We start from the raw sequence: 25,124 nt of genomic DNA on the forward strand, positions 1-25,124 counted from the left end.
AATCAGGCAGCGTCGAGCCAGGTCCCGCGCACGGGAAACCCCTCGCCGTCGAGCAGCGCCACGGCCTCGTAGAGCGGCAGCCCCACCACGTTGGTGTAGGAGCCGACGAGCTTCACCACGAAGGTGCCCGCCAGCCCCTGGATGGCGTAGCCGCCAGCCTTGCCGCGCCATTCGCCCGAAGCGAGATAACGCTCGAACTCCTCCCGTGAGAGACGCTTGAAGCGCACGCGGGTTTCCACGAGCCGCTCGCGGACCGAATCCTTCGGCGTGATGAGGCAAATGGAGGTGTAGACCCGGTGCGCCCGCCCCGACAGCATGCGCAGGCAGGCCGCCGCCTCGTCCATCACCTCGGCCTTCGGCAGGATGCGCCCGCCGGCCACCACCACCGTATCGGCGGAGAGGATGTAGGCGTCCCGCAGATCCTCGCGGTTGCGGGCCGTCTTGCGGGCGACTTCCGCCTTGGAGCGGGCGAGGCGCTTGGCCAGATCCTTGGGGCCCTCGTTCTTCAGCGGCGTCTCGTCCACGTCGGCGGGCAGGAGGGCATCGGGCTCGATGCCGGCCTGCTGCAGAAGGGCGAGCCTGCGGGGCGAGGCGGAAGCCAGAACGAGCTTCGGACGCCAGCCGGAATTCGACACCTCGGAAGAAGACGCCACTTTGATCTCCACGCTCCAGGGCCGCTGATGCCCTTCACGACAATTGACGATTTGCCGGGCGCAAGCCTTGCGCCCGGTCACAACATGGCACCGGCAACGCTTGAATCAAGCGGCGGGAGGCGGCTCGCTTTCCGTCGGCGCCGGCGGGGTCGAGAGACCCTTGGCAGCCTCGGCGCGGTCGAGCTGGCGATAGCGCATGACGCTGAACGGGATCGAGCCCAGGAAGAGAATCGTGATGCCCGTCAGCATCTCCCAAGGAAAGTTGACCAGGAGCCCGAACACGGCCACCGACAGCACGAAGATCGGCAGCACCCACTCGCGCGGGACCTTCAGGCCGATGGTCTTGCCGGAATAGACGGGGATCGTAGACACCATCAGGAAGGCCAGTCCCAGCAGGTAGACGAGAGCGATGGGCGCGACCGCGGGCCCGACCGGGAATCCCAGGAACGAGAGATACAGGGGCAGCATCGAGGTCAGCGCGCCCGCGGGAGCGGGCATCCCGGTGAAGAAGTTCTTCTTCCATTCCGGCCGGTGCGGGTCGTCGAGCATCACATTGAAGCGGGCGAGGCGCAGAACCATGGCGATGGCGAAGACCAGGACGGCGATCCACCCCACCGCTTTCAGCTCATGGAGCAGGAAGCTGTAGAGGATGAGGGCGGGCGTCACGCCGAAATTGACGAAATCGGCCAGGGAGTCGAGCTCGGCGCCGAAGCGGGACGTTCCCTTCAGCAGGCGCGCCACCCGGCCGTCGACTCCATCCAGCAGCGCCGCCACGACGATGGCGACGACGGCAGGCTCGTACCGCCCCTCGAAGGCCAGCCTGATCGCGGTGAGGCCCAGGCATAGGGCAATCAGCGTGATGATGTTGGGAACGATGACGCGAAACGGCACGGGCTTGAAGAGCCGCTTGCGCGGTTCGTTCGGATCCGGGGCGAAGGGAGGAAAAAGATCACTCATGGCATGAACCTAACGCATCACACGGAAAAGTGGACCCGGTTTTCACTAACGTGGCCCTTCGGGTCGCTGGCGCGGCCCTTCGGGTCGAAGATCCGGCAATGCCTGGAAGGGAGGAGCCAGCCTGACCCGTGAGCCGAGCTGAGCAGGTGCGGTCATGGGAGAAGCGCAAACGGCTGTGGACAGTTCCATCCGGGGATCCGGCAAGGGGCTGGAAGGAGGGCGGGATCCCGCCCTCCCCGGCGCAAGGGCGGATTAGCCGTTGCGGTATTGGCGGGCGGGCTCGTTGGCGGTCAGGTCCGCCAGGACCGTCTCGCCTGCCACCGCGGTCTGGCCGAGGCCCACGAGAACCTGGGCGCTCATCGGCACATAGATGTCCAGCCGCGAGCCGAACCGGATGAGGCCGAAGCGCTCGCCGGTGCTCAAATGGTCGCCCACCTTGACGAAGGACACGATGCGGCGCGCCACGAGGCCCGCGATCTGCACGACGCCGATACGGGTCCCCGCCGTCTCGATGACGAGGGCGTTGCGCTCGTTGTCCTCGCTGGCCTTGTCGAGCTCGGCATTGAGGAACAGGCCGGGCGTGTAGAGGATCTGCTCGATCCGGCCTGTCACCGGCGAGCGGTTCACGTGGCAGTCGAACACGTTCATGAAGACCGAGATGCGGGTCATCGGCTCAGGGGGAAGGCTCAGCTCCGCCGGAGGCACCGCAGTGGTGATCAGGTTCACCCGTCCGTCCGCCGGAGAGACGACGAGGCCCTCCCGCAGCGGTGTGACGCGCGGCGGATCACGGAAGAAGTAGCAGACCCACACCGTGAGGATGGCGCCGATCCAGCCGAGAGGCGACCACAGCCAAGCCAGAACGATGGTCGCGAACAGCGCGATCAGGATGAAGGGATACCCCTCCTTGTGGATCGGGACGAAGATGCGGCGCATCGATTCGAGGACGTCGGTCATTCTCTTGAAGCCTTGCTGGAGCATGGTCGGAACTGGCAAGAACCGGTTGCTCGCCCGGACCATGCGGCAAAAACGAATCAAGAGCCTGATCACGGTTCAAGGGGACTTGATCAAGCTCTTGTGTTTGCAAGGGGATGGCAGGAGCCGGCGTTCCCGTCAACCTGCCACGCTTTCCTTGGTCCGCTCCTCCGACCCCTCCTCCTCTTCGGCGCGTTTCAGGGTCTCGCGGGCCTCGTCGGCCTGGCGCTGGCGGTTCCACATGGAGGCATAGACGCCGCCATGGGCCAGAAGGCTCGCATGGTCGCCCCGCTCCACGATGCGCCCATGGTCGAGGACGATGATTTCGTCGGCCCCGATGACGGTGGACAGGCGATGGGCGATCACCAGGGTGGTGCGGCCGCGGCTGACCCGGTCGAGAGCGTCCTGGATCTCCTTCTCCGTGAAGGTGTCGAGAGCCGAGGTGGCCTCGTCGAGAACCAGGATCGGCGGAGCCTTCAGGATGGTGCGGGCGATCGCCACGCGCTGCTTCTCGCCGCCCGAGAGCTTGAGCCCGCGCTCGCCCACCGGCGTATCGTAGCCCTCCGGCAGAAGGCTGATGAAGCGGTCGATCTGGGCGAGGCGCGCCGCCTCCCTCACCTCCTCCGGAGTCGCGTCCCAGCGGCCGTACTGGACGTTGTAGCCGATGGTGTCGTTGAACAGCACCGTATCCTGCGGGACCATGCCGATCACCTTGCGGAGAGAGGCCTGCTGCACGTCGGCGATGTTCTGTCCGTCGATGAGGATGCGCCCGCTCGTCGGCTCGTAGAACCGGAACAGCAGGCGCGAAATGGTGGATTTTCCCGCGCCGGAAGGCCCCACGATCGCGACCGTATGCCCTGCGGGGACCTCGAAGGTCACGCCCTTCAGGATCGGGCGCTCCGGGATATAGGAGAAGTGCACGTCCTCGAAGCGCACGACCGCCTGCTTGACCTCGAGCGGCTTCGCGCCCGGCTTGTCCTGGATCTCGGGGTTCTGCTCGATGATCCGGAACATGTCCTCGATGTCGATGAGCGCCTGCTTGATCTCGCGATAGAGCATGCCCATGAAGTTCAGCGGGATGTAGAGCTGGACCAACATGGCGTTGACCAGCACGAAGCTGCCGATCGAGGCGCGCCCCTCCATGATGTCCCGCGCCGCCAGCACCATGACGATGCCCATGCCGATCGAGAAGATCACCGCCTGGCCCGCATTGAGCACGGCGAGCGACGTGTAGGTCTGCGTCGAGGCTTTCTCGTAGCGCTCCATGGAGCGGTCGTAGCGCGCGGTTTCGCGCTGCTCGGCCCCGAAATACTTCACCGTTTCGTAGTTGAGCAGGGAATCGACCGCCTTGGTGTTGGCGTCCGTGTCGGAGTCGTTCATCTGCTTGCGGATCGAGATCCGCCACTGGGTCGCCTTGTAGGTATACGCGAGATAGATCACCACCATCACGAAGACGACCGCCGAATAGACCCAGTTGAACTCCCAGGCGAGAAGGCCCAGCACCAGCGCGAATTCGAGGATGGTGGGGATGAGCGTCAGCACCATGAGGCGTGAGAGTTCCTCAATGCCCTCGCGGCCACGCTCCAGCACGCGCGTGAGGCCGCCGGTCTTGCGCTCGAGATGGAAGCGCAAGGACAGGCGATGCATGTGCTCGAAGGCCTGGAGCGCGAGATTGCGCACCGCATGCATGGCGACCTTGGCGAAAAGCCCGTCGCGCACCTGAGTCAGCACCGCCATGAGGATGCGCGTGACGCCGTAGATGATCGTGAGCAGGATCGGCGACTTCCACAGCCAGGAGCCTGCGGTAGCCGCCGCTTCGGCGGAGCCGCCCGCATGGCCCGTCACCGCCACGAGCGCGTCCGTCGCCCATTTGAAGGCGAAGGGCGTCACCATGGTCACGCCCTTGGCGACGAGGAGCAGGCCGAAGGCCAGGAAGACCCGGCGCTGAAGGTCGGGCCGCCGCTGCGGCCAGAGATAGGGCCAGAGCTTCGTCCAGGTCGCGGCCAAGCCGTTGGGCTTGCGCGCGGCGGCGCTCGTCGAAGGGACGGTAGTGGTGGGAGGCATGACCAGAGAATCCGAATGAACTGTCGGCCCCCGATATAAGGGATCGGAGCGAGGAATTCACCCCGCCCCGTGCCCGAACCTCGGCTCGATCAGTTGGTTCCCGGCTCTTGCTTGTTGGGAAGCACGAAAACCTGGCCCGGATAGATGAGGTTCGGGTTGCGGATCTGCTCCTGGTTCGCCCCGTAGATCACGGTGTAGCGGTAGCCGCTGCCGTAGATCCGCTGGCTGATCCGCCAGAGATTGTCGCCCCGGGAGACGATCGCCGTGTTGATGTTGGGGATCACGACCGTTCCCGCGGCCGCCACCTGGGCCTCAGTGGGCCTCCCGGCCGTCTCGGCCTGGGCGGACGGGGCCGGGGCCGGAGGAGCCGATGCCGCGGCCGCCGTGGGCTCGGCGGAGGCCACCTGGACCGGAACGTTGAAGCCGACCTCGGCCCTGGACTTCACCTGGCCGGAGACCGGATCCACATCGTCGAGGCGGATGCGGTACTCGCCCGGGCGGACGCCGGAGCCGATGGAGAACGACACCTTGCCGTCTCCCCCTGCCCCGCCGGGAGCGATGAGAGCGTCGTTGAGATACAGGCGCACCGTTGCGCCGGGAGCCGACTGGCCCGACACGAAAAGCTTTCCGCTCTCGGTCTCGACGCTGACGATCTTGATCTCAGGCCTGGGCGCGGGCTGGGCCTTGGGCTCAGGGGCGGCATTCGCCTGCTGCGACTGTGGCTGCGAAGACGGCGCGGCGGACTCGTCGACCTTGGCCGGAATCTCGGGCTCCTTCGGCGCATTCTGCGCGACCTGCGGCTCGGGCGGCTCGGGATTCGACAGGACGACCGTGGGCTGGTCGGGCGTGGTCAAGGTGACGAGGGGCCGCTTCTGGGCCGCATCGATGACCACCGTCACGCTCTGCACGGAGCGCTGGCGCACCCCGTCCGGCGCGATCGATTGCAGCACGATCTGGTGAGAGCCCGGCGGCAGGGCCGGCGGCACGATCGCAAAGAGGCCGGAGGCATCGGCCACGGCGCGGGCATGAACCTGATCACCCCTCAGGAGCTCGATGGTCGCGCCCGCGGCGGCGCGGCCGGCGATCACGCTCTCGCCATTCGGCTCCACGCGCACGAGATCGAAGGACGGCACGACGGGCCCCTCAGCCGGCTTCGAGGCTACAGGCTTCAAGGAGGAAGGCTTGGCGTCCGCGACCTTGGTGTCCTGTGTCTTCGGCGGGAGAGCGTCGACGGCGGGTTTCTGCGGAGGAGTCACCTGCTGCATGGCCGCCTGGGGAGCGCCGGCCTGACCCGTAGATCCGGACGCGCCGGGCCATGCCCAATAAAGAGCACCGACGAGAACTGCGACGACGCCGGCTGCTGCCGCACCGAGAATTGCAATGGTACCTTTGATCTCTGTCGCCTGCGACATGTGCTTTTTCTCAACCGCGGCACTTTCGTGCATTTAAACCGTTTATCTTTCAAAAGGCTACGGCCATAAAAGGGAATCTCTATGTTTTATGATACGACGCGGGAGGCTCCCCACCTCCCCGAAGGGCCCATGTCAGATCTCAAATCTATTCAATCCATCTGTGTTTATTGCGGCTCCGGTTTCGGAGACGACCCCGTTTTCGCTGAAAATGCGGCGGCATTGGGTCAGGCTATGGCCGAACAGGGAATCAATCTCGTCTACGGCGGCGGCAATGTCGGTCTCATGGGCACGGTCGCCCAATCGGTGCTGGATCATGGCGGCTATGTCACCGGCATCATTCCGGACTTCCTCAAATCGCGCGAGAAGCTCCTCGACGACATCCAGGAGACCATCGTCGTTCCCGACATGCACACCCGCAAGCGCCTGATGTTCGAGAAGGCCGACGCCTTCGTGGCCCTGCCGGGAGGCATCGGAACGCTGGAAGAGCTGGTCGAACAGATGACCTGGGCGCAGCTTGGCCGTCACACGAAGCCGATCCTGATGCTCAGCACCAAGGGCTTCTGGAAGCCCCTGCTCACCCTCTTCGCCCATATGCGCGACCAGGGCTTCATCCGGCCGGGGCTCGAACTCAGCTATCTCGTGGCTGAAAAGGTCGAGGACGTCATTCCGATGGTCGAGGCCGCCGCGCGCCGCGTCGGCATCGTCGGAAACGCAGATCTGATCGAAACGAAGTTCTGACTCAGAAAACGATATTATGTTGCCAAAATAAGGTATAGCTTGGCCGCATGTGAACGAGTTGTTGTTCGGGTACATGCGGAATGAGCCTCTTGCTTTCTCGCTTCTGTATGGTTGCGGCGCTGATCCTCGCCGCAACCGCGTCCACGGCAGGTCGAAGCCGGCAACAACGCTGACAGTGACCAACGGCCGCGAAAAATTCACCGCAGTTGAGATTGTCGTCAGCGTGGGCAAAAAAAACGCCCGTCTCTCCACTCCCTTAAAGCCCAAGGCCACGGCGAGCATGAGGATCCCTCGAACAAGAGGCTGCACGGTCAGCATCCTGGCAGCGTTCAGATACGAGTCGGACGTCGAGGTCGTAGAGATCGCTCCGTTCGACATATGCCAAGGAACGACATCGATCTCGTTTACGTTGACGGACCCTCCATCCCTCCCCTGAAGCCATCAGACGATGAGGAACCGTCCTATCCCGCGCGCGATAGGACGAGGCCGCTCAGGATGAGCAGCGCCGCCACGACGCGCTGCCAGGAGATCTCCTGCACCGGCAATCCGAACGCCCCGACGGCATCGAGAACGAGGGCGGCGACCACCTGCCCGAACACGAGCGCCGCCACGGTGCTGACCGCGCCGAGCTGCGGCACACCCCAGATCACGATGGCCACATAGAACGCTCCCAAAAGCCCTCCGAGCCAGGACCACCACGGCGCGGACGCGATGGCGCCGCCTGACGGCAAGGTTCCGCGAAACGCGCTGATGACGGCGAGGATCACAAAGCCGATTCCGAACGAGATGCAGGCGGCCATGAGCGGATCGCCGAGCGAGCGCGCCAGCGCCGCGTTGATGGGAGCCTGCGACGACAGGAAGACGCCGCCGAGAAGAATGCCTGAAATCGGCAGCAGGAGTGAGATGTTCATGGATCGTCTCGGTCTGTGTCTGAACGGTTCATAACGCATTGGGCGGGCTCGGGGGGCACGTCACCCCCAAAAAAGCGGCCCGGTTTTCCGCTCGCTCGTCATCATGGCCGGGCTCGCCCCGGCCGTCCACGACTTGGAAACGCTGCGTCACAAAAGACGGGGATCCCCGGGACTGATCCCCGGATCAAGTCCGGGGACGGGGATGACGAAGAAGCGGAGAGTGCCCCATTCTCTAAAGCGTCGCCCCGCTCTTCAGGAGCTTGTAGATCATGGAATCGATCAGGGCCTGGAAGGATGCGTCGATGATGTTGGCGGAGACGCCGATGGTGGTCCAGCGCTCGCCCGACGCATCGGCGAACTCGATCAGGACGCGGGTCACGGCGTCCGAGCCGCCCTGGTAGATGCGCACCTTGTAGTCCACCAGCTCCAGATCCTGGATCAGGTGCTGATACTTGCCGAGATCCTTGCGCAGGGCCACGTCGAGTGCGTTCACTGGACCGTTGCCTTCGGCGGCCGAGATGAGGACCTCATCGCCCACCCGCACCTTCACGATGGCTTCCGACGCGGTGACGAGTTCGCCCATCGCGTTGTACCGGCGCTCCACGTTCACCGAGAAGCGCTCCACGTCGAAGAAGGCCGGCACCTCCCCCAGGATCCGCTTCACCAGCACGTAGAAGGAAGCATCCGCCCCCTCGAAGGCGAAGCCCTCGGATTCCTTGCGCTTCACCTCGTCGAGCACGCGGGCGATGCGCGGATCGCCCTTCTCCAGCGAAAAGCCGCAACGATTGAGCTCTGCCAGGATGTTCGATTGTCCGCCCTGAACCGAGACCAGGACCTTGCGCGCATTGCCGACGACTTCCGGCTCCACATGCTCGTAGGTGCGAGGATCCTTCAGCACGGCGGAGGCATGGATGCCCGCCTTGGTGGCGAACGCGCTCGCGCCGACGAAGGGCGCGTGACGGTTGGGCTGGCGGTTGAGGATTTCGTCCACCTGACGCGACACGTGGGTGAGCTGGCTCACGGCCTCGTCCGTCACGCCGAGCTCGAAGCGGGAAGCGTAGGAATCCTTCAGCTTCAAGGCCCCGATGAGCGTGATCAGGTTCGCATTGCCGCAGCGCTCGCCAAGGCCGTTGAGCGTGCCCTGGAGGTGCCGGGCGCCCGCCTCCACGGCGGCGAGCGAATTGGCGACGGCGCAGCCGCAATCGTCGTGCGTGTGAACGCCCAGATGCGCGCCCGGCACGACTTGCGTGACGGCGCTCACGATCTCAGTCACCTCGTGGGGCAGCGTGCCGCCATTGGTGTCGCAGAGCACGACCCAGCGCGCCCCCGCCTCGTATGCGGTCCTCGCGCAGGAGAGCGCAAAATCCGGATTGGCCTTGTAGCCGTCGAAGAAGTGCTCGCAATCGACGATCACCTCGCGGCCCTTCGCGCGCGCGGCCTCGACGCTGTCGCGGATGCCGGCGAGGTTTTCCTCGAGCGTCGTCTCGAGCGCCACATGCACGTGATAGTCCCAGGCCTTGGCGACGAAGCAGATCGCATCGGCAGCGGCGTCGAGGAGCAGGGACACGCCGGGATCGTTTGAGACCGAGCGTCCGGCTCTCTTCGTCATGCCGAACGCCGTGAACTTGGCGTTCTTCGTGCGCTTCTCCGCGAAGAAGGCGGTGTCGAGCGGGTTCGCGCCGGGATAGCCGCCTTCCACATAATCGATGCCGAGCCTGTCGAGGAGCGTCGCGATGGCCCTTTTGTCCTCCAGCGAGAAGTCGACGCCGGTGGTCTGCGCACCATCGCGCAGAGTGGTGTCGAAGAGATAGACGCGCTCGCGGCTCATGACGACATTTTCCTATCCTCGACGGGGGCGAGGCGCTTTTCCATGGTGGTGGTGCCGAGCCACTCGTCACCGAGCGACAGGGTATTGCGGCGCTGAGGCTGGAACCCGTGCTTCTGGAAGAAGGGTTGCGCGTTGTCGCTGACCTCCGCCACGAGGCGCGCGGCGCCGCGCGCCGTCGCGAGCCTCTCGATCGCATCGTAGAGCATGGCGCCGATGCCCTGCCCCGCCACGGCGGGATGAACGTGGAAGAGCTCGATCAGCTCGTTGTCCTTCAGCGCGATGAAGCCGACGGGCGAGCCTTCGACCGTCGCCACGAGGGTGAGATTCTTCGCGAGCCTCCCGGCGAAATCCTCGTCCTCCGCCTGGAGCATCCAGGCTTCCTGCTGGGCTTCGCTGTAATCCTCGCCCGTCAGTTCCTCGATGCTCGCCTGGAAGATCTCGACGAGCGTCGGAAGATCGGCGGGAAGGAAGGGGCGCAGTCCCGGTTTCGGCATCGATTGTCCCATCAGCAAGCCCTTTCCTGAGAAACGCTCTCGTCATGCCCGGGCTCGACCCGGGTATCCACGTCTCGATCGCGGCAAAGGCGTGGATGGCCGGAACAGGTCCGGCCATGACGGTGAAGAGCATCGAGGCTCATCGCGCGACCTCCCAGGTGGTGGTGCCGTCCTTGTTATCCTTCACCACGACGTTGAGCGCCGCGAGCTCGTCGCGGATGCGGTCGGACTCGGTCCAGTTCTTCGCGGCGCGCGCCTCTTTCCGCGCCGCGATCAGGCGCTCGACCAAAGCGGGATCGACGGCAAGCGCGGCCTGCTTGCGGGCCTTCCAACCCTCCGCCCCTTCGAGAAGGAAGCCCAGGGCGCGCAGGTTCGCGCCAAGCTCCTCATGGGCGCCCTGCCCGTCGAGAGCATGCAGCTCCGCGAGCATCTTCGGCGTGTTGAGGTCGTCCGCGAGAGCCTCGACGATGTGATCCGACAGCCGCACGGCCTGGCCGTGGCCGGCAAGCTCGTACCAGCGGTCGAGGGTCTTCTGGCTCTCCTCGAGTCCCTTCGCCGTCCAGTCGATGGGCTGCCGGTAATGGGTGCGCAGCATGTTGAAGCGCAGCACCTCGCCCGGCCAGTCCTTCAACAGGTCGTGGATGGTGAAGAAGTTGCCCAGCGACTTCGACATCTTCTCGCCTTCGACCTGCAGGAAGCCGTTATGCATCCAGACATTGGCCATGCGCGGCGTCTCGAACGCGCAGCAGCTCTGCGCGATCTCGTTCTCATGATGGGGAAACACGAGATCGATGCCGCCGCCGTGAATGTCGAAGATCTCGCGCGCCGTCGGGTCGGAGCAGGACAGCCTGCTCTCGAAAGCCTGGATCAGGTGCTTCCACGACATGGCGGAGCACTCGATGTGCCAGCCGGGGCGGCCCGGGGTCTTGATGCCGGCGGGCGACGGCCAAGCCGGATCCTGCGGGCCGGACGGCTTCCAGAGCACGAAATCCATGGGATCGCGCTTGTAGGGAGCCACGTCGACCCGGGCGCCGGAGAGCAGCTCGTCGAGGGAGCGCTTCGAGAAAGCGCCGTATTTCGGCACGTTCGGGAGCGTCTGCATGGCGGCGACGGAGAAGAGCACGTGGTCCTCTGCCACGTAAGCGGTACCCCGTTCGATCAGGCGCTCGATGATCATGCGCATCTCGTCGATGTGCTCGGTGGCTCTAGGTTCCACGAAGCTCGGCCGTTGGCCGGGCTCGTTCACATCCTCCGGCATGAGGACGCCCAGGGCCCGAATGTCGGCGTGGAACTGCTCCTCGGTCTTCCGGGTGACCTCGCGGATGGCCTCGTTATGGGGCAGGCCCGGGTAATCGCGGGCGGCGCGGGCGTTAATCTTGTCGTCCACATCCGTGATGTTGCGCACATACGTGACCGCTTCCGGACCGTAAACATGTCTCAGAAGACGGAACAGAAGGTCGAAGACGATGATGGGGCGGGCGTTGCCGATATGGGCGTAGTCGTAGACCGTGGGGCCGCAGACATACATGCGCACGTTCTCCGGATCGATCGGGACGAACGGGTCCTTCGACCGGGTGAGCGTGTTGTAGAGCTTCAGCTGAGGCGCCATGAAACCAGGTCCCTGTCAGGCCACAAGGCCGGAGATTGGTTTCATTCTTGGAATGAGAACGAGACGGCTCCAGCCAGCGTGGTCGCTAGCCGCAAATAATCCCGGAAATGAGGATCGTTGCCGTGTTCATGAGATCATCAATGCCCCGTCCCGGAGCAGGCGTCAAGGTTCCCGTGCCGGGAAGCACATTGCATTTGCATCCATGCAAGAAACGGGTCTTAACCAAACCCGTTAGACCTTTATTCACGGCCTGCCGTGATAGTAAAGCACCTATTCAATCGATGAGGTTTTCTATGCGCCGCGCATATGCCGTGCTCGGGTTGGGCACTGCCGTCTTCATTTCAGCCGCGTCCCTGACGCTGCTTTCCGACGGCACGCAGGCCTCATCGACCGAAGCCACCTTCCTCGTTCCCGCCGCCGATGGCTACGGCGTCGCGGAATGCCTCATCTCAAACCAGGCTTGTGGCCAAGTTGTGGCAGACACCTGGTGCGAGGCTCAAGGGTACGCCCGGGCGGTCTCCTTCCGGCAGGTCCGGCCCGAGGAGACGACAGGCTCGATCCAGAAGGTCTCGGTCGGGACCGACGAACTCCGCCCTGTCGCGGTCACCTGCTTGAACTGATCTGGTATCCCTTCCGCCACTCCACGTCATGGCCGCACCTGTTGCGGCCATTCACGTCTTTGGTGCACCGCGGGTCTCAAGGCGTAGATGCCCGGCTCAAGGCCGGGCATGACGGCAGAAGCAAAGACTGCCTTACTTATTCAGCCAGTCTCCGCATTTGGGCGGGGTTTCCGTGCCCCAGGGCATGAGCGGCACGGAGGAGGTCGAGTTCTTGGGCGAGCCCTCGATGGGCCGATCCGAATAGACCATGTAGACCAATGTGTTGCGCTTCGCGTCGCAGCCGCGGACGATCTGCATCTTCTTGAAGATGAGCGAGCGGCGCTCGCTGAACACCACATCGCCCTGCCCGAAACGCTGCTTGAACTTGACGGGGCCGATCTGGCGGCAGGAGAGCGAGATGTCGGACACCTCCTCGGCCACGCCGAACGTGCCGGAGATGCCGCCCCGCTCCGGGGTCGTGTAATGACAGGCCACGCCCTCCACGAGGGGATCGTCGATCCCGTAGACGGCGAGCTTGTCGTCGGGGGTCAGCGCCCGCCAGACGGTGGACTTCTTGAAGATCAGATCCGGCTCCTGGGCCAAGGCGCCCGTAGCGCCTCCCGCGACGAGGGCAAGGACCAGAGCGATTCGAGCGAGCATTCCCGTTCTCTCCAAATTGTTACGCTGACATGTGGGGATGCCGCCCGCCTTTGACGAGAGCCGGGAAAGCCCCGCAACCTTATTTGCTCCCGGAGCCGGATGAGGATACATGCATCCTGCCGTCTTGCAGCTTCACCGGAGGCCTGCGAGAGGGTAATCACAATAGGGCCCAATTCCGGCGTCACATGACCAGGCAGATCTTGACCATGACGCCGTATCGGACCCGAGCTCTGCGATCAGCTTGATGACAAAGACATTCCTTCTCCGCACCCTCCTCGCCGTGACGGCCTTTCTGGCCGCCGGACAGGCCGCCTTCGCCCAATCGGCCGAGTGCCAGCGCTTCCGCGCGGAGCTGGCGAATCTCGAGCGCAGCGGAGGCGGAGCGCCGACCGGGCAGATGCAGGCCCAGCGGGCGGAGATCAACCGCCTGGTCCAATACTACAATTCGATCGGCTGCGAGCGCGGCCCCTTAGGGTTCCTGGCGGGCCCCGCCCCGGCCCAGTGCGGCTCCATCGCGGCGCAGATCCGGCAGCTCGAGGCCGGCTATGCCCGTCTGGCCTCTCAGGCCGTCGACCCCTCCGAGGTCGACGCGCGCCGCCGCCAGCTCCAGGCCGCCGTGCAGCAGAGCTGCTCGGGCGAGCAGCCTCGCGGCTTCTTCGAATCGCTCTTCGGCCCGCCGCGCGGTCAGCAGCCGCAGCAGGTCATGCCCGAAGGCCAGCCGATCATCGCCGACGAAGGGCAGCCGGCCCTCGGCGGCGGACGCCTCATCTGCGTGAAGTCCTGCGACGGCGCCTTCTTCCCGCTCACCAGCCCGCCCGGCGGGCAGCAGAGCGCGGACGAGATGTGCCAGGCCCTCTGCCCCGGCACGGAGACGACGGCTTATGCCTATCCCGGCGGCGACGAGGGCCTGACCCGCGCGGTCTCGCTCGCGGGCAACAAGCCCTACACGTCGCTCGCCAACGCCTTCAAGTTCCGCAAGACCTTCGACGAGAGCTGCGCCTGCAAGCGGCAGGGCGAGAGCTGGGCCGTGGTCCTGCGCAAGGCTGAAAGCATGCTCTCGCAACGCAAGGGCGATGTGATCGTCACCGCCGAGAAGGCGGAGGAAATGTCGCGTCCGAAGGCCGTGCAGGCCCGCAAGGCCGCCGAGAAGAAGGCGGACGAAGAAGAGAAGGCCGCCGCCGAAAGCGCCGCCGCTGCCCCGACGGCCAGCAAGGAATCCTCCGGCATCGGCCCGCAATCCATCGAAAGCACCCGGATCGTCGGCGAGAACGAGGGCAACCAGCAGGAAGTCGTCGCCGGAAACGGCCAGAAGAAGACCGTGCGCGTGATCGCGCCGAATCTCATCCCGGTGCCGAACCCGCAGAACTGATTCTGTCGCCATGACGGTTCCGTCATGGCCGGGCTTGCCCCGGCCATCCACGTCTTTGAGCTTCCCGTGCAGGAAAGACGTGGGTGCACGGCACAAGGCCGGGCATGACGCGGGGGAGTTCGCGCGCCGTTTTTGTGCTATCAAGCGCCCCATGAAACCGCTCGACCACCCTCATATGCCGCAAGCCTCCGGCGGGCCCGACCCGATCATCTCGGTCTCCGGCCTGTCCAAGACCTATGCCTCCGGGTTCCAGGCCCTGCGCAACATCGACCTCACGATCCGCCGGGGCGAGATCTTTGCCCTGCTGGGCCCCAACGGCGCGGGCAAGACGACGCTGATCAGCATCGTCTGCGGCATCGTCAATCCGAGCACGGGAACGGTCACGGCGGACGGGCACGACATCATCCGCGACTATCGCCCGGCCCGCACCAAGATCGGCCTCGTGCCGCAGGAGCTCACCACCGACGCCTTCGAGAGCGTGTGGGCGACGGTCAGCTTCAGCCGCGGGCTCTTCGGCAAGCCCGCGAACCCCGCCTATATCGAGAAGATCCTGAAGGACCTCTCCCTCTGGGAGAAGAAGGATACGAAGATCATGGCGCTCTCGGGCGGCATGAAGCGCCGCGTCATGATCGCCAAGGCCCTCTCGCACGAGCCGAAGATCCTGTTCCTGGACGAGCCGACCGCCGGCGTCGACGTGGAGCTCAGGCGGGACATGTGGAACATGGTGCGCGGCCTGCGCGAGAGCGGCGTCACCATCATCCTCACCACTCATTACATCGAGGAAGCCGAGGAGATGGCCGACCGGATCGGCGTGATCAACAGGGGCGAGATCGTGCTTGTCGAGGACAAGCACGTGCTGATGCAGAAGCTCGGCCAGAAGCAGCTGACCCTGCATCTGCAGAGCCCGCTCACAGCCCTGCCCGCCGACCTGCAATCCGAGAATCTGCAGCTCTCGGCCGACGGAGCCGACCTGATCTACACCTTCGACACGCAGAGCGAGGAGACGGGCATCGCCACGCTCCTGCGCCGGCTCAACGAGCACGGCATCGACTTCAAGGATCTTCGCACCTCCGAGTCGTCGCTCGAGGACATCTTCGTCAGCCTGGTGAGGGGGCGCCCGTGAACGTCTACGGCATCAAGGCCATCTACCTCTTCGAGATGGCGCGCACCTGGCGCACGATCATGCAGAGCATTGCGTCGCCGGTTCTCTCGACCTCGCTCTATTTCATCGTCTTCGGCTCGGCCATCGGATCGCACATGGCCAATATCGACGGCGTGAGCTACGGCGCGTTCATCGTGCCCGGGCTCATCATGCTCTCGCTCCTGACGGAGAGCATCTCGAACGCCTCGTTCGGCATCTACATGCCGAAATTCACCGGGACCATCTACGAGATCCTCTCCGCGCCCATTTCCGCCATCGAGACGGTGATCGGCTATGTGGGCGCGGCCGCCACGAAATCGGTGATCATCGGCGCCATCATCCTCGTCACGGCGCGGATCTTCGTGGATTTCTCCATTCAGCATCCGGTCTGGATGGTCGCCTTCCTGGTGCTGACCTCCGTCACCTTCAGCCTCTTCGGCTTCATCATCGGCGTATGGGCCGACAGCTTCCAGAAGCTCCAGGTGGTCCCGCTGATGATCGTGACGCCGCTCGCCTTCCTCGGCGGCAGCTTCTACTCCATCAACATGCTGCCGCCCTTCTGGCAGAAGGTCGCCCTGTTCAACCCGGTGGTCTATCTGGTCAGCGGCTTCCGCTGGAGCTTCTACGGCGTCTCGGACGTGGATGTGGGCATCAGCCTCGGCATGACGTTTCTCTTCATGCTGATCTGCCTCGCCGCGATCTGGTGGATCTTCCGGACGGGCTACAAGATCAAGGCGTAAGGCACCGCCCTCGTCGTCATGGCCGGGCTTGACCCGGCCATCCACGTCTTGAGAACCGCACCGCTGGGTAAAGACATGGATGCCCGCAACGAGTGCGGGCATGACGGGAGAGGCAGTGCGCTCTACGCCGCCTGCCCCGACAGACGCGCCTTCGCGCGCTCGGGACCGATCAGCGGCAGGAGGCTTGCGAGTTCGGGGCCGTGATCGAGGCCGGTGAGCGCAAGCCGCAGGGGCATGAACAGGGCCTTGCCCTTGACCCCCGTTTTCGCCTTCACGGCTTCGGTCCAGGCCTTCCAGGTCGACCCATCCCACGGCGCGTCCGGCAGAAGGTCTGACGCCGCATCGATGAAGGCACTGTCCTCGATGACGGGCGTCACCGGGCCGCGCACGACCTTGGCCCATTCCGCCACGTCCCGCACCTTCGTGAGATTGCCCCGTACCGCGATCCAGAACGTCTCACCCAGATCCGCGTCGAGCGCGGCGAGGCGCTCGCGTACGGCCTCGTAGGGCATCTCGTGGATGAGGCGTGCGTTGAGATGCTCCAGCTCGCTCTCGTCGAATTTCGCAGGCGCGCGGGAGATGTGGGAGAAGTCGATGAGCCTGGCGAGCTCGTTGAGATCGGCGACCGGGCGCACCGCCTCCGCCGAGCCGACGAGAACCGCGAGCGAAGCCACCGCCTGCGGCTCGAGCCCCGCATCGCGCAAGCCCTTCACCGAGAGATGGCCGAGGCGCTTGGAGAGCCCCTCGCCGCTCGCGGTGATCAGCAGGCTGTGATGCGCGAAAGTGGGAATGGCAGCGCCGAGCGCCTCGAAGATCTGGATCTGCACCGCCGTGTTGGTGACGTGGTCCTCGCCCCGGATCACGTGCGTGATCTTCAGGTCGATGTCGTCGACGACGGACGGAAGCGTATAGAGATAGGTCCCGTCCTCGCGCACCAGCACCGGATCGGAGAGAGAGCTGCAGTCCACGTGGCAATCGCCGCGCACGAGATCGTTCCATGCCACGTTCACAGGGTCGAGGCGGAAGCGCCAATGGGGCTTGCGCCCTTCGCTTTCGAGCTTGGCGCGCTCCTCGTCCGTGAGCTTCAGGGCGGCGCGGTCATAGATCGGAGGCAGTCCGCGCGAGAGCTGGCGCTTGCGGCGAAACTCCAGCTCCTCCGGCGTCTCGTAGCAGGCATAGAGACGGCCGGTCGATTTCAGCTGTTCCGCCGCCGCGTCATAGAGCGCGAAACGCTCCGATTGGCGCACCACGATGTCGGGCGCAATGCCCAGCCAGTTCAGATCGGCTTCGATGGAATCCGCATATTCCTGCTTCGAGCGCGCGAGATCCGTGTCGTCGAAGCGCAGGATGAAGGTGCCCCCTTCCCGGCGCGCGAAAAGCGCGTTGAGCAGGGCCACGCGTGTATTGCCGATATGGATGTGCCCGGTCGGGGACGGGGCGAAGCGAACGATGGGCTTGGACATGATAACCCTATGGCGAAGCAAGCCAGTTAGCGCAAGTCGCGGAAAAAGTTTTCAGCCGATATACCGTCAAAGGACTCCGCCATCTCGCAGGACCGATGCCGCTTTCAAGGCTCTCATTACAACGGCACCGATCTCTTCATGGGGGCCAAAGCCAGCCGTGCCCTGGACCGTGAGTTCTCCGTGCAGACTATTGAAGGGGCCGGCATTGACCAAAATTGCGGTGTTCCTGGTTTCCACATGGACAAACCATACATTCTCCTGGAATGACCGGACAGATTTTGCGCCCGACACCTGGTATGCCTTCCAGTCCGAGGCCTTTCTTGTCCGCTCCAGCCGGGGTGTCTGCGGTCTGAACTGAAGAAGGTGATCGCACACCAAAAGACCAAGATCGCTGCTTGCAATATCAACTTGAACAACGGTTGGCTCTCCAACCTCCACGATTCCCGCCACAGGACACAGGATCAGCTTTTCGCGGAAGAGATAAAGGCGAGCCCTCAGCTCCTGCCCGATCTCCTTTTTTCGCTTCGCCAGCTCAACCCAGGAACCCTCAGGGGTTACACGCGGCACCGGAACATATGGCGCGTCGGATTGGCGCTTGAGCCTTTGAGCGACGGCTGACCAGATCGACACGTCAGTCTTTACCCCTAAACATCCATCGAACCCATGCGCGGCTTGCCGATGGCGCGTTCCAGGGCCTCGTCCTTCTGGTGAGCGGCGAGGCCCTGGTCCCGGAAGCGGTTCACGATGGGGTAGCGCCGGTCGCGGCCGAAATTCTTGCGCGTCACCTTCACGCCCGGCGCGGATTGCCGCCGCTTGTATTCGGCGAGGTAGAGCAGCCGCTCCACCTTCTTCACCACCTCGGGGTCATAGCCCTTGGCGACGATCTCGGAGACGCGGAGCTCCTCCTCCACGAGGCCGCGCAGGATCTCGTCGAGGTCCTCGTAAGGCGGCAGGGAATCCTGGTCCTTCTGGTTCTCGCGAAGCTCCGCCGTGGGCGCCTTGGTGAGAATGTTCTCGGGGATCACGATGACATCGGGGCCGAGGGCCCCCTTCGGCTTCCAGCGGTTGCGCAAGTCGGACAGACGGTAGACCTCCATCTTGTAGAGGTCCTTGATCGGGTTGAAGCCGCCATTCATGTCGCCGTAGATCGTGGCGTAGCCCACCGACATCTCGGACTTGTTGCCGGTGGTCACCACCATGGCCCCGAATTTGTTCGAGATCGCCATGAGGATGGTGCCGCGCGCCCGGCTCTGAAGGTTCTCTTCCGTGATGTCGCGCTCCCTGCCCGCGAACAGCGGCTGGAGCGCGGTCTCGAAGCCTTCCACCGGCTCGGCGATGGGCAGGATGTCGTAGCGCACCCCGAGGGCGCGGGCGCAATCCTCCGCGTCCTTCAGGGATTGGCCGGAGGTGTAGCGGTAGGGCAGCATCACGCAATGCACCCGCTCGGGCCCGAGCGCATCCACCGCCATGGCGGCGCATATGGCGGAGTCGATGCCGCCGGAGAGGCCCAGCACCACGCCGGGGAAGCGGTTCTTCTCCACGTAGTCGCGCAGGCCCAGGACGCAGGCGGCGTAATCGGCTTGCCCCGCCTCCTCGATCGTGGCCATGGGGGCCTCGCGACAGACCCACCCCTCCTCGCCCTTTTCCCACTGGGTCAGGGCCACGGTTTCCTCGAAGGCCGGAAGCTGGCAGGCCAGCGAGCAATCGGCGTTGAGGATGAAGGATGCGCCGTCGAAGACCAGTTCGTCCTGGCCGCCGACCTGATTGAGATAGACGAGCGGCAGGCCGCTTTCCGTCACCCGGGCGGCGGCGATGTTGAAGCGCTCCTCCGTCTTGCCCCGGTGATAAGGCGAGCCGTTCGGCACGAGCAGCAGCTCCGCGCCCGTTTCCGCCAGGCACTCGACCACGTCGCCGGTCCAGATGTCCTCGCAGATCGGAATGCCGATGCGGATGCCGCGGAAGTTCACGGGCCCCGGCATCGGGCCTGGATCGAAGTTCCGCTTCTCGTCGAACACGTCATAATTCGGCAGGTCCACCTTGTAGCGGACCGAGATCGAGCCGCCGTCGAGAAGCGCATAGGCGTTGTAGAGCTCGTCCCCCTCCCGCCACGGCAGGCCGATGAGCATACCCGGACCGCCATCCGCCGTCTCGCGGGCCAAGCGCTCGAGGGCGGCGCGGCATACGTCCTGGAAGGCGGGCTTGAGCACGAGATCCTCCGCCGGGTAGCCCGCGAGGAACTGCTCGGCGAACATCACGAGATCGGCCCCCTTGCGGGCGGCATCGGCACGGGCGCGGCGGGCCTTCTCCTCGTTGCCGGCGACGTCGCCGACGATCGGATTGAGCTGCGCGAGAGCGATTTTAAGCGTGTTCTGAACCATGGTCCCCGAGAAGTAGCGCGCCGCCGGGTGCGCAGCAATGCGAAGCGGGAACGTTCCCCTGCTGTTGGCTCCTGGGATGCCCGCAATCGTCATGGCCGGGCTTGCCCCGGGGATGATGGAGAGAAGTGGGCTTGGTGCGGAAGCCGGGGGTACGCCCGAAAGTCCTTGGAACCCAATACAGCTCAGGTCGTTGTACCCACACGTTTTATGCAATGGAGGCAACGATGTTGAAGGGTGGTTTGCTTTGGCTGATCGGTATTCCTCTTCCGATCATCCTGATTCTCTACTTCATGGGCTGGCTGAGCTAAGTTCTATTGTCGCGTATCATTCACCCATGACAGTAAAAGGGGCGCTCATGGCGCCCCTTTTCTTGCGTTTCATTCGGCGGCCAGAGGAGCGGGCCGCTCCCGCGACTGCCGCTCGCGCTTGATCAGCTCCGAGGTCAGGAACGCGATTTCCAGCGCCTGCTCCGCGTTGAGGCGCGGATCGCAATAGGTGTGGTAGCGGTCGGAGAGGTCCGCATCGGTGAGCGCGCGGGCGCCGCCGGTGCATTCCGTCACGTTCTTGCCGGTCATCTCCAGATGGATGCCGCCCGCATGCGAGCCTTCCGCCTGGTGGATGGCGAAGAAGTCCCTCACCTCGCCCATGACGCGCTCGAAGGGGCGCGTCTTGAAGCCGGAAGCGGCCTTGATCGTGTTGCCGTGCATCGGATCGCAGGACCACACCACCGTGCGGCCTTCCTTCTGCACGGCCCGGATCAGGCCCGGCAGATGGTCGGCCACCTTGTCCGCGCCGAAGCGGCAGATCAGGGTGAGGCGGCCGGCCTCATCCTCGGGGTTCAGGGCGTCGATGAGCTTGAGGAGCCCGTCCGCCGTGAGCGACGGGCCGCATTTCAGGCCGATCGGGTTCTTGATGCCGCGCATGTATTCCACATGGGCATGGTCGAGCTGGCGCGTGCGGTCGCCGATCCAGACCATGTGGCCGGAAGTGGCGTACCAGTCGCCGGTGGTGGAATCCACGCGGGTCAGGGCCTCCTCGTAGCCGAGCAGCAGGGCCTCGTGGCTGGTGTAGAAATCCGTCGAGCGCATCTCGGGATGCGTCTCCGGATCGATGCCGATGGCCCGCATGAAGTTGAGGCTCTCGGTGATCCGCTCGGCCAGCTCGCTGTAGCGCGAGGATTGCGGCGAGTCCTTCACGAAGCCGAGCATCCACCGATGCGCGTTCTCGAGGTTCGCGTAGCCGCCGGTGGCGAAGGCGCGGATCAGGTTGAGCGTCGCAGCCGACTGGCGGTAGGCCATGAGCTGGCGGCGCGGATCGGGCGTGCGGGCCTCAGGGGTGAATGCGATGTCGCTGATGATGTCGCCCCGGTAGCTCGGCAGCTCAAGGCCATCGATCGTCTCGGTCGCGGAGGAGCGCGGCTTGGCGAACTGGCCGGCCACGCGGCCGATCTTCACCACCGGCGAGCCGCCGGCATAGGTGAGCACCACCGCCATCTGCAGGAACAGGCGGAAAAAATCGCGGATATTGTCGGCGGAATGCTCGGCGAAGCTCTCGGCGCAGTCGCCGCCCTGAAGCAGAAAAGCCTCGCCCTTGGCCACCTTCGCCAGATCGCGTTTCAGCTTACGGGCCTCGCCCGCAAAAACGAGCGGGGGAAAGCCTGCGAGCTGCTGCTCGACGCTTTCAAGCGCCTCGGGATCCGGAAAGGCCGGAACCTGCTGGATCGGCTTGTTTCTCCAGCTGTTGGGCGTCCACCGCTCAGTCATGACACTTGCTCCCGTGTCGTTCGTATCCTCTCGCTACCGCAATAAGCGGCACGGAGAGGCACCTATACACGACACAAACAAAAAGGCGAGTGCCGAAAGGACGCGTTTCGGACCCCAAATTCACGATGATCTCGGGAGCGCCGGACGGGGCACGGCCAAGCCAGGATCTCAAAGCCTCGCATCACCCGACGGCCACCGGCTTCTTGACCGCGACGGGGGTCCGCATGGTCACGAGTTCCTCCGCGGCGGTGGGATGGACGGCCACGGTCCGGTCGAAATCGGCCTTGGTCGCTCCCATGGTGACGGCGATGCCCGCAAGCTGGATCATCTCGCCCGCGTCGTGCCCCATGATGTGAACCCCGACGACTTTGTCGGTGGCCTTTTCGACGATGAGCTTCATGAATACCCGCTCCGCCCCGCCCGACAGGGTGGCCTTCATGGGCCGGAATGCGGTCTTGTAGACGTCGATGTCCCCGTAGATTTCCCGGGCGGCCGCCTCGCCGCAGCCGATCACGCCGATCTCCGGGGTCGAGAAGACCGCCGTGGGGATCAGGTCGTGATCGACGATGGTGGGCTTGGCCCCGAACACCGTGTCGGCGAAGGCGTGGCCCTCGCGGATGGCGATGGGGGTGAGATTGGCGCGATTGGTCACGTCGCCGACCGCATAGATCGACGGGATCAGCGTCTGGGAATAGGCGTCGACCGGGATTGCCCCCACCTCGTCGACGGTAATTCCGGCCTTCTCCAGACCGAGGCCCTTGGTGTTCGGGCGGCGTCCGGTCGCGACGAGCACCTGATCGACGGCGACGACCGAGCCGTCAGACAGGGTCGCGGCGATGCCGTCCGCCGTCTTGTCCAGGCGCGTCAACGTCTTCTTGAGAGCCAGCGTGATCCCGCGCTGGGCATAGGCTTCGCCCAGAGCATCGCGCACATCCTCATCGAAGCCGCGCAGGAGCTTGTCGCCCCGGTGGACCAGGGTCACCTGGCTGCCAAGCCCCGCGAAGACCCCGGCGAATTCCACGGCGATGTACCCGCCGCCGACGATCATGATGCGCTTCGGCTGCGCCTGCAGGTGGAAGACCTCGTTCGAGGTGATGCCGAGCTCGCCGCCCGGAATGGGAGGATCCATGGTGGGATGGGCCCCGACCGCCACCAGGATGGTGCGGGCGCGGATGCGGGCTCCGGTCGTCAGGACGTGAACCGTATGAGCATCCTCGATCACGGCCCGGCTGCTGACGATCTCGACCCCAGCCTTCTCCAGGTTGGCCCGGTATATCCCCTCCAGCCGGTCGATCTCCTTGTCCTTGTTGCGGATGAGCGTCGCCCAATCGAAGCTCGGCTCCCTCACCGTCCAGCCGAAGCCTGCCGCGTCGTGGAACTCGTCGGCGAAGCGGCTGGCATAGACCATGAGTTTCTTGGGCACGCAGCCCCGGATGACGCAGGTGCCGCCGACCCGGTACTCCTCCGCGATCATCACCTTGGCGCCGTGGCCCGCCGCGATGCGGGCGGCGCGGACCCCGCCCGACCCGGCTCCGATGACAAAGAGGTCGACATCGAACTGGGGCATGGGCTGGTCTCCAATGGAATCGGCGGGTCGCTGACCCTCATATAATGGCGGCGCCGCCATTGCCGCCAGTGCCCCCGCCAAGCTGGCAGGACATGGCCCGCATGCAACGGGCCGCAGCGGAGGAAGAGCCCAAGAGACGGGTTTTCCGCGCCGGTCCCGCGGCCGCCGGACCTTAAGCCAAGGTTCAATACCGATAAGGAACTCAGATGCTTGCCCCAGGGGCAAACCGGCTTTACGGTCGCCCGCACACGTTCTGACGTGACGTTTTAGTCCCATGGAGGAAACAGAATGAGGCAACTTCGTAAGAGCCTCTGGCGCAGCGCCCTCGCTGCGGCGGCGGTTGCAGGCTTCGTGACATCGGCGGCCGCCCAGATGGAGCTGAAGATCATGGCCCCGGCGGCGCCTGGCGGCGGCTGGGACCAGACGGCCCGCTCCATGCAGCAGGCCCTGACGCAAGCCGGCATCGCCAAGGGCGTGCAGGTCACCAACGTTCCCGGCGCGGGCGGCTCCATCGGCATCGCCCAGCTCGTGAACAACTCCAAGGGCGACGGCAACCAGCTCATGGTCATGGGCTATGTGATGGTGGGCGCCCTTCTGACCAACAAGTCGCCCATCACGCTCGATCAGACGACCCCCATCGCCCGCCTGACCGCGGAATACGAGGCGATCGTGGTTCCGGCCGATTCCCCGATCAAGTCCGTCAAGGACCTGGCCGCGGCCATTAAGGCGGATCCGGCGAAGGTCACCTGGGCAGGCGGCTCGGCCGGCGGCGTCGATCACATCGCGGCGGCGCTCTTCGCCAAGGCGGCCGGCGCCGACCCGACCAAGATCAACTACATCCCCTTCTCCGGCGGCGGTGAGGCCCTGGCGGCCATCCTCGGCGGCAAGGTGACGGCGGGCATCTCCGGCTACGGCGAGTTCGAAAGCCAGATCAAGGCCGGCAAGCTGCGCCTCCTCGGCCTGAGCTCCCCGGCCGACAAGGCCACGGCCGATCTGCCCTCCATCAAGGCCCAGGGCATTGACCTCGAGATCGCCAACTGGCGCGCCGTCGTGGCCCCTCCCGGCATCTCCGCCGACCAGAAGAAGGCCCTGACGGACGCCATGGACAAGATGGCGAAGTCGAAGGAATGGCAGGAAATCCTGAAGGCCAAGGGCTGGGAGGATGCCTACCTGTCCGGCGACGCCTTCGCCAAGCGCCTGACCGAGGAAGTGGCCCGCACGAAGGAAGTGCTGACCGCCGTGGGACTGGTGAAGTCGTAAATTTCGCGTTAATCCCCGTCGAAGCGCCGCGTTCCCAGAGCGCGGCGCTTTTGTATTAGGATATTCCTCATGTCATCTCAGCATCGGCGCATTGACGCAGCTGGTCTCGTTATCGCCATCCTCCTTCTCGCCCTGGCCGGCATGGTCTGGTGGGACATGACCAAGCTGCAGCTCCTCTCCCCTTACGACGTCGGCCCGAAGGCCATGCCCGTCATCGTGTCCGCCGGCCTCGCCCTTCTCGCCATCGGCAACGGGATCGGAGCCCTTCGCGGCAGCCTGCCCGTGCGCGAAAGCCTCGATTGGAAGCCGATCATCCTGATCATCGGCGGCCTCGCCGTCCTGATCACCCTCATCGCCATCGGCGGCGGCTTCATGATCGGCACGGCCATTCTGTTCGCCACGACCTCCGCGGCCTTCGGTCGCCGCGCCTTCTTCGTGGATCTCCTGATCGGCGCCGTCATCGCCGTCGTGGTCTACCTGCTCTTCGCAAAGCTCCTGACCTTGTCCCTGCCGGCAGGGCCGCTCGAACATCTCCTCTGAGGCCCC

22 protein-coding genes are annotated in these 25,124 nt (G+C 64.9%); 7 read left to right on the forward strand and 15 right to left on the reverse strand.

The features are described from left to right. Positions 1-2 precede the first annotated feature (2 nt). From ACS5Q0_RS05210 to ACS5Q0_RS05230, 5 genes are all read right to left on the reverse strand, one after another. The gene (locus tag ACS5Q0_RS05210; RefSeq protein ID WP_473125547.1) at positions 3-653 is read right to left on the reverse strand and encodes a Maf-like protein; all 651 of its coding nucleotides are present in this window, start codon (positions 651-653) and stop codon (positions 3-5) included. A 105-nt stretch (positions 654-758) separates the two neighbouring features. Then, entirely contained in the window at positions 759-1,610 is an 852-nt protein-coding gene (pssA, locus tag ACS5Q0_RS05215; RefSeq protein ID WP_473125548.1) for a CDP-diacylglycerol--serine O-phosphatidyltransferase, read from the reverse strand. A 252-nt stretch (positions 1,611-1,862) separates the two neighbouring features. Continuing rightward, entirely contained in the window at positions 1,863-2,564 is a 702-nt protein-coding gene (locus ACS5Q0_RS05220; protein WP_473125549.1) for a phosphatidylserine decarboxylase, read from the reverse strand. Positions 2,565-2,720: 156 nt separating this feature from the next. After that, entirely contained in the window at positions 2,721-4,646 is a 1,926-nt protein-coding gene (locus tag ACS5Q0_RS05225) for an ABCB family ABC transporter ATP-binding protein/permease (RefSeq protein WP_473125550.1), read from the reverse strand. An 89-nt stretch (positions 4,647-4,735) separates the two neighbouring features. Continuing rightward, positions 4,736-6,058 (reverse strand): LysM peptidoglycan-binding domain-containing protein, encoded by a 1,323-nt coding sequence (locus ACS5Q0_RS05230; RefSeq protein ID WP_473125551.1) that lies wholly within the window; start codon positions 6,056-6,058, stop codon positions 4,736-4,738. A 129-nt stretch (positions 6,059-6,187) separates the two neighbouring features. On the opposite strand from ACS5Q0_RS05230, the gene ACS5Q0_RS05235 reads away from it, so the two are divergent. Beyond that, on the forward strand, positions 6,188-6,796 hold the full coding sequence (locus ACS5Q0_RS05235) for an LOG family protein (protein ID WP_473125552.1): 609 nt from the start codon (positions 6,188-6,190) through the stop codon (positions 6,794-6,796). A 461-nt stretch (positions 6,797-7,257) separates the two neighbouring features. On the opposite strand, the gene ACS5Q0_RS05240 is transcribed toward ACS5Q0_RS05235, so the two are convergent. The 4 genes from ACS5Q0_RS05240 to cysS all read right to left on the reverse strand — a co-directional run bounded on the left by ACS5Q0_RS05240 (position 7,258) and on the right by cysS (position 11,638). Next, positions 7,258-7,707 carry a DMT family transporter gene (locus ACS5Q0_RS05240; RefSeq protein ID WP_473125553.1) on the reverse strand — a complete coding sequence of 150 codons (450 nt, stop codon included), beginning with the start codon at positions 7,705-7,707 and terminating at the stop codon, positions 7,258-7,260. 232 nt (positions 7,708-7,939) lie between these two features. Beyond that, positions 7,940-9,535 carry a citramalate synthase gene (gene cimA, locus ACS5Q0_RS05245; protein WP_473125554.1) on the reverse strand — a complete coding sequence of 532 codons (1,596 nt, stop codon included), beginning with the start codon at positions 9,533-9,535 and terminating at the stop codon, positions 7,940-7,942. Next, entirely contained in the window at positions 9,532-10,041 is a 510-nt protein-coding gene (locus ACS5Q0_RS05250) for a GNAT family N-acetyltransferase (RefSeq protein ID WP_473125555.1), read from the reverse strand. The genes cimA and ACS5Q0_RS05250 overlap by 4 nt, the downstream gene beginning before the upstream one ends. Positions 10,042-10,168: 127 nt before the next feature. Next, complete coding sequence (cysS, locus tag ACS5Q0_RS05255; RefSeq protein WP_473125556.1) at positions 10,169-11,638, reverse strand: cysteine--tRNA ligase; 1,470 nt, start codon at positions 11,636-11,638, stop codon at positions 10,169-10,171. Between the two features lie 293 nt (positions 11,639-11,931). On the opposite strand from cysS, the gene ACS5Q0_RS05260 reads away from it, so the two are divergent. Then, entirely contained in the window at positions 11,932-12,258 is a 327-nt protein-coding gene (locus ACS5Q0_RS05260; protein WP_473125557.1) for a hypothetical protein, read from the forward strand. 132 nt (positions 12,259-12,390) lie between these two features. Here ACS5Q0_RS05260 and ACS5Q0_RS05265 read toward each other — a convergent pair whose 3' ends face one another. Next, positions 12,391-12,897 (reverse strand): CreA family protein, encoded by a 507-nt coding sequence (locus tag ACS5Q0_RS05265; protein ID WP_473125558.1) that lies wholly within the window; start codon positions 12,895-12,897, stop codon positions 12,391-12,393. Positions 12,898-13,141: 244 nt separating this feature from the next. Here ACS5Q0_RS05265 and ACS5Q0_RS05270 point away from each other — a divergent pair, with 244 nt between their 5' ends. From ACS5Q0_RS05270 to ACS5Q0_RS05280, 3 genes are all read left to right on the forward strand, one after another. Next, the gene (locus ACS5Q0_RS05270) at positions 13,142-14,266 is read left to right on the forward strand and encodes a DUF2865 domain-containing protein (RefSeq protein WP_473125559.1); all 1,125 of its coding nucleotides are present in this window, start codon (positions 13,142-13,144) and stop codon (positions 14,264-14,266) included. A 151-nt stretch (positions 14,267-14,417) separates the two neighbouring features. Next, positions 14,418-15,389: an ABC transporter ATP-binding protein gene (locus ACS5Q0_RS05275; protein WP_473125560.1), complete on the forward strand. Its 972-nt coding sequence runs from the start codon at positions 14,418-14,420 to the stop codon at positions 15,387-15,389. Then, positions 15,386-16,147, forward strand: a complete 762-nt coding sequence (locus tag ACS5Q0_RS05280) for an ABC transporter permease (RefSeq protein ID WP_473125561.1) — start codon at positions 15,386-15,388, stop codon at positions 16,145-16,147. Before ACS5Q0_RS05275 ends, ACS5Q0_RS05280 begins: the two co-directional genes overlap by 4 nt. 122 nt (positions 16,148-16,269) lie before the next feature. Here the strand turns inward: ACS5Q0_RS05280 and gltX are convergent, their stop codons facing one another. The 5 genes from gltX to gor form a co-directional block, all read right to left on the reverse strand. Further along, a complete protein-coding gene (gltX, locus tag ACS5Q0_RS05285; RefSeq protein ID WP_473125562.1) occupies positions 16,270-17,610 on the reverse strand; it encodes a glutamate--tRNA ligase in 1,341 nt (446 codons plus the stop codon). Between the two features lie 66 nt (positions 17,611-17,676). Continuing rightward, the gene (locus ACS5Q0_RS05290; protein ID WP_473125563.1) at positions 17,677-18,240 is read right to left on the reverse strand and encodes a hypothetical protein; all 564 of its coding nucleotides are present in this window, start codon (positions 18,238-18,240) and stop codon (positions 17,677-17,679) included. A gap of 14 nt (positions 18,241-18,254) precedes the next feature. Then, entirely contained in the window at positions 18,255-19,988 is a 1,734-nt protein-coding gene (locus ACS5Q0_RS05295; protein ID WP_473125729.1) for an NAD+ synthase, read from the reverse strand. Positions 19,989-20,365: 377 nt separating this feature from the next. Continuing rightward, complete coding sequence (locus ACS5Q0_RS05300; protein ID WP_473125564.1) at positions 20,366-21,751, reverse strand: class II 3-deoxy-7-phosphoheptulonate synthase; 1,386 nt, start codon at positions 21,749-21,751, stop codon at positions 20,366-20,368. 181 nt (positions 21,752-21,932) lie between these two features. After that, entirely contained in the window at positions 21,933-23,318 is a 1,386-nt protein-coding gene (gene gor / locus ACS5Q0_RS05305; protein ID WP_473125565.1) for a glutathione-disulfide reductase, read from the reverse strand. A gap of 288 nt (positions 23,319-23,606) precedes the next feature. Between gor and ACS5Q0_RS05310 the strand changes: the two genes are divergently transcribed. After that, complete coding sequence (locus ACS5Q0_RS05310) at positions 23,607-24,578, forward strand: Bug family tripartite tricarboxylate transporter substrate binding protein (RefSeq protein WP_473125566.1); 972 nt, start codon at positions 23,607-23,609, stop codon at positions 24,576-24,578. 69 nt (positions 24,579-24,647) lie between these two features. Then, positions 24,648-25,118 carry a tripartite tricarboxylate transporter TctB family protein gene (locus ACS5Q0_RS05315; RefSeq protein ID WP_473125567.1) on the forward strand — a complete coding sequence of 157 codons (471 nt, stop codon included), beginning with the start codon at positions 24,648-24,650 and terminating at the stop codon, positions 25,116-25,118. Positions 25,119-25,124 lie beyond the last annotated feature (6 nt).

Source organism: Microvirga sp. HS2 (assembly GCF_055792805.1).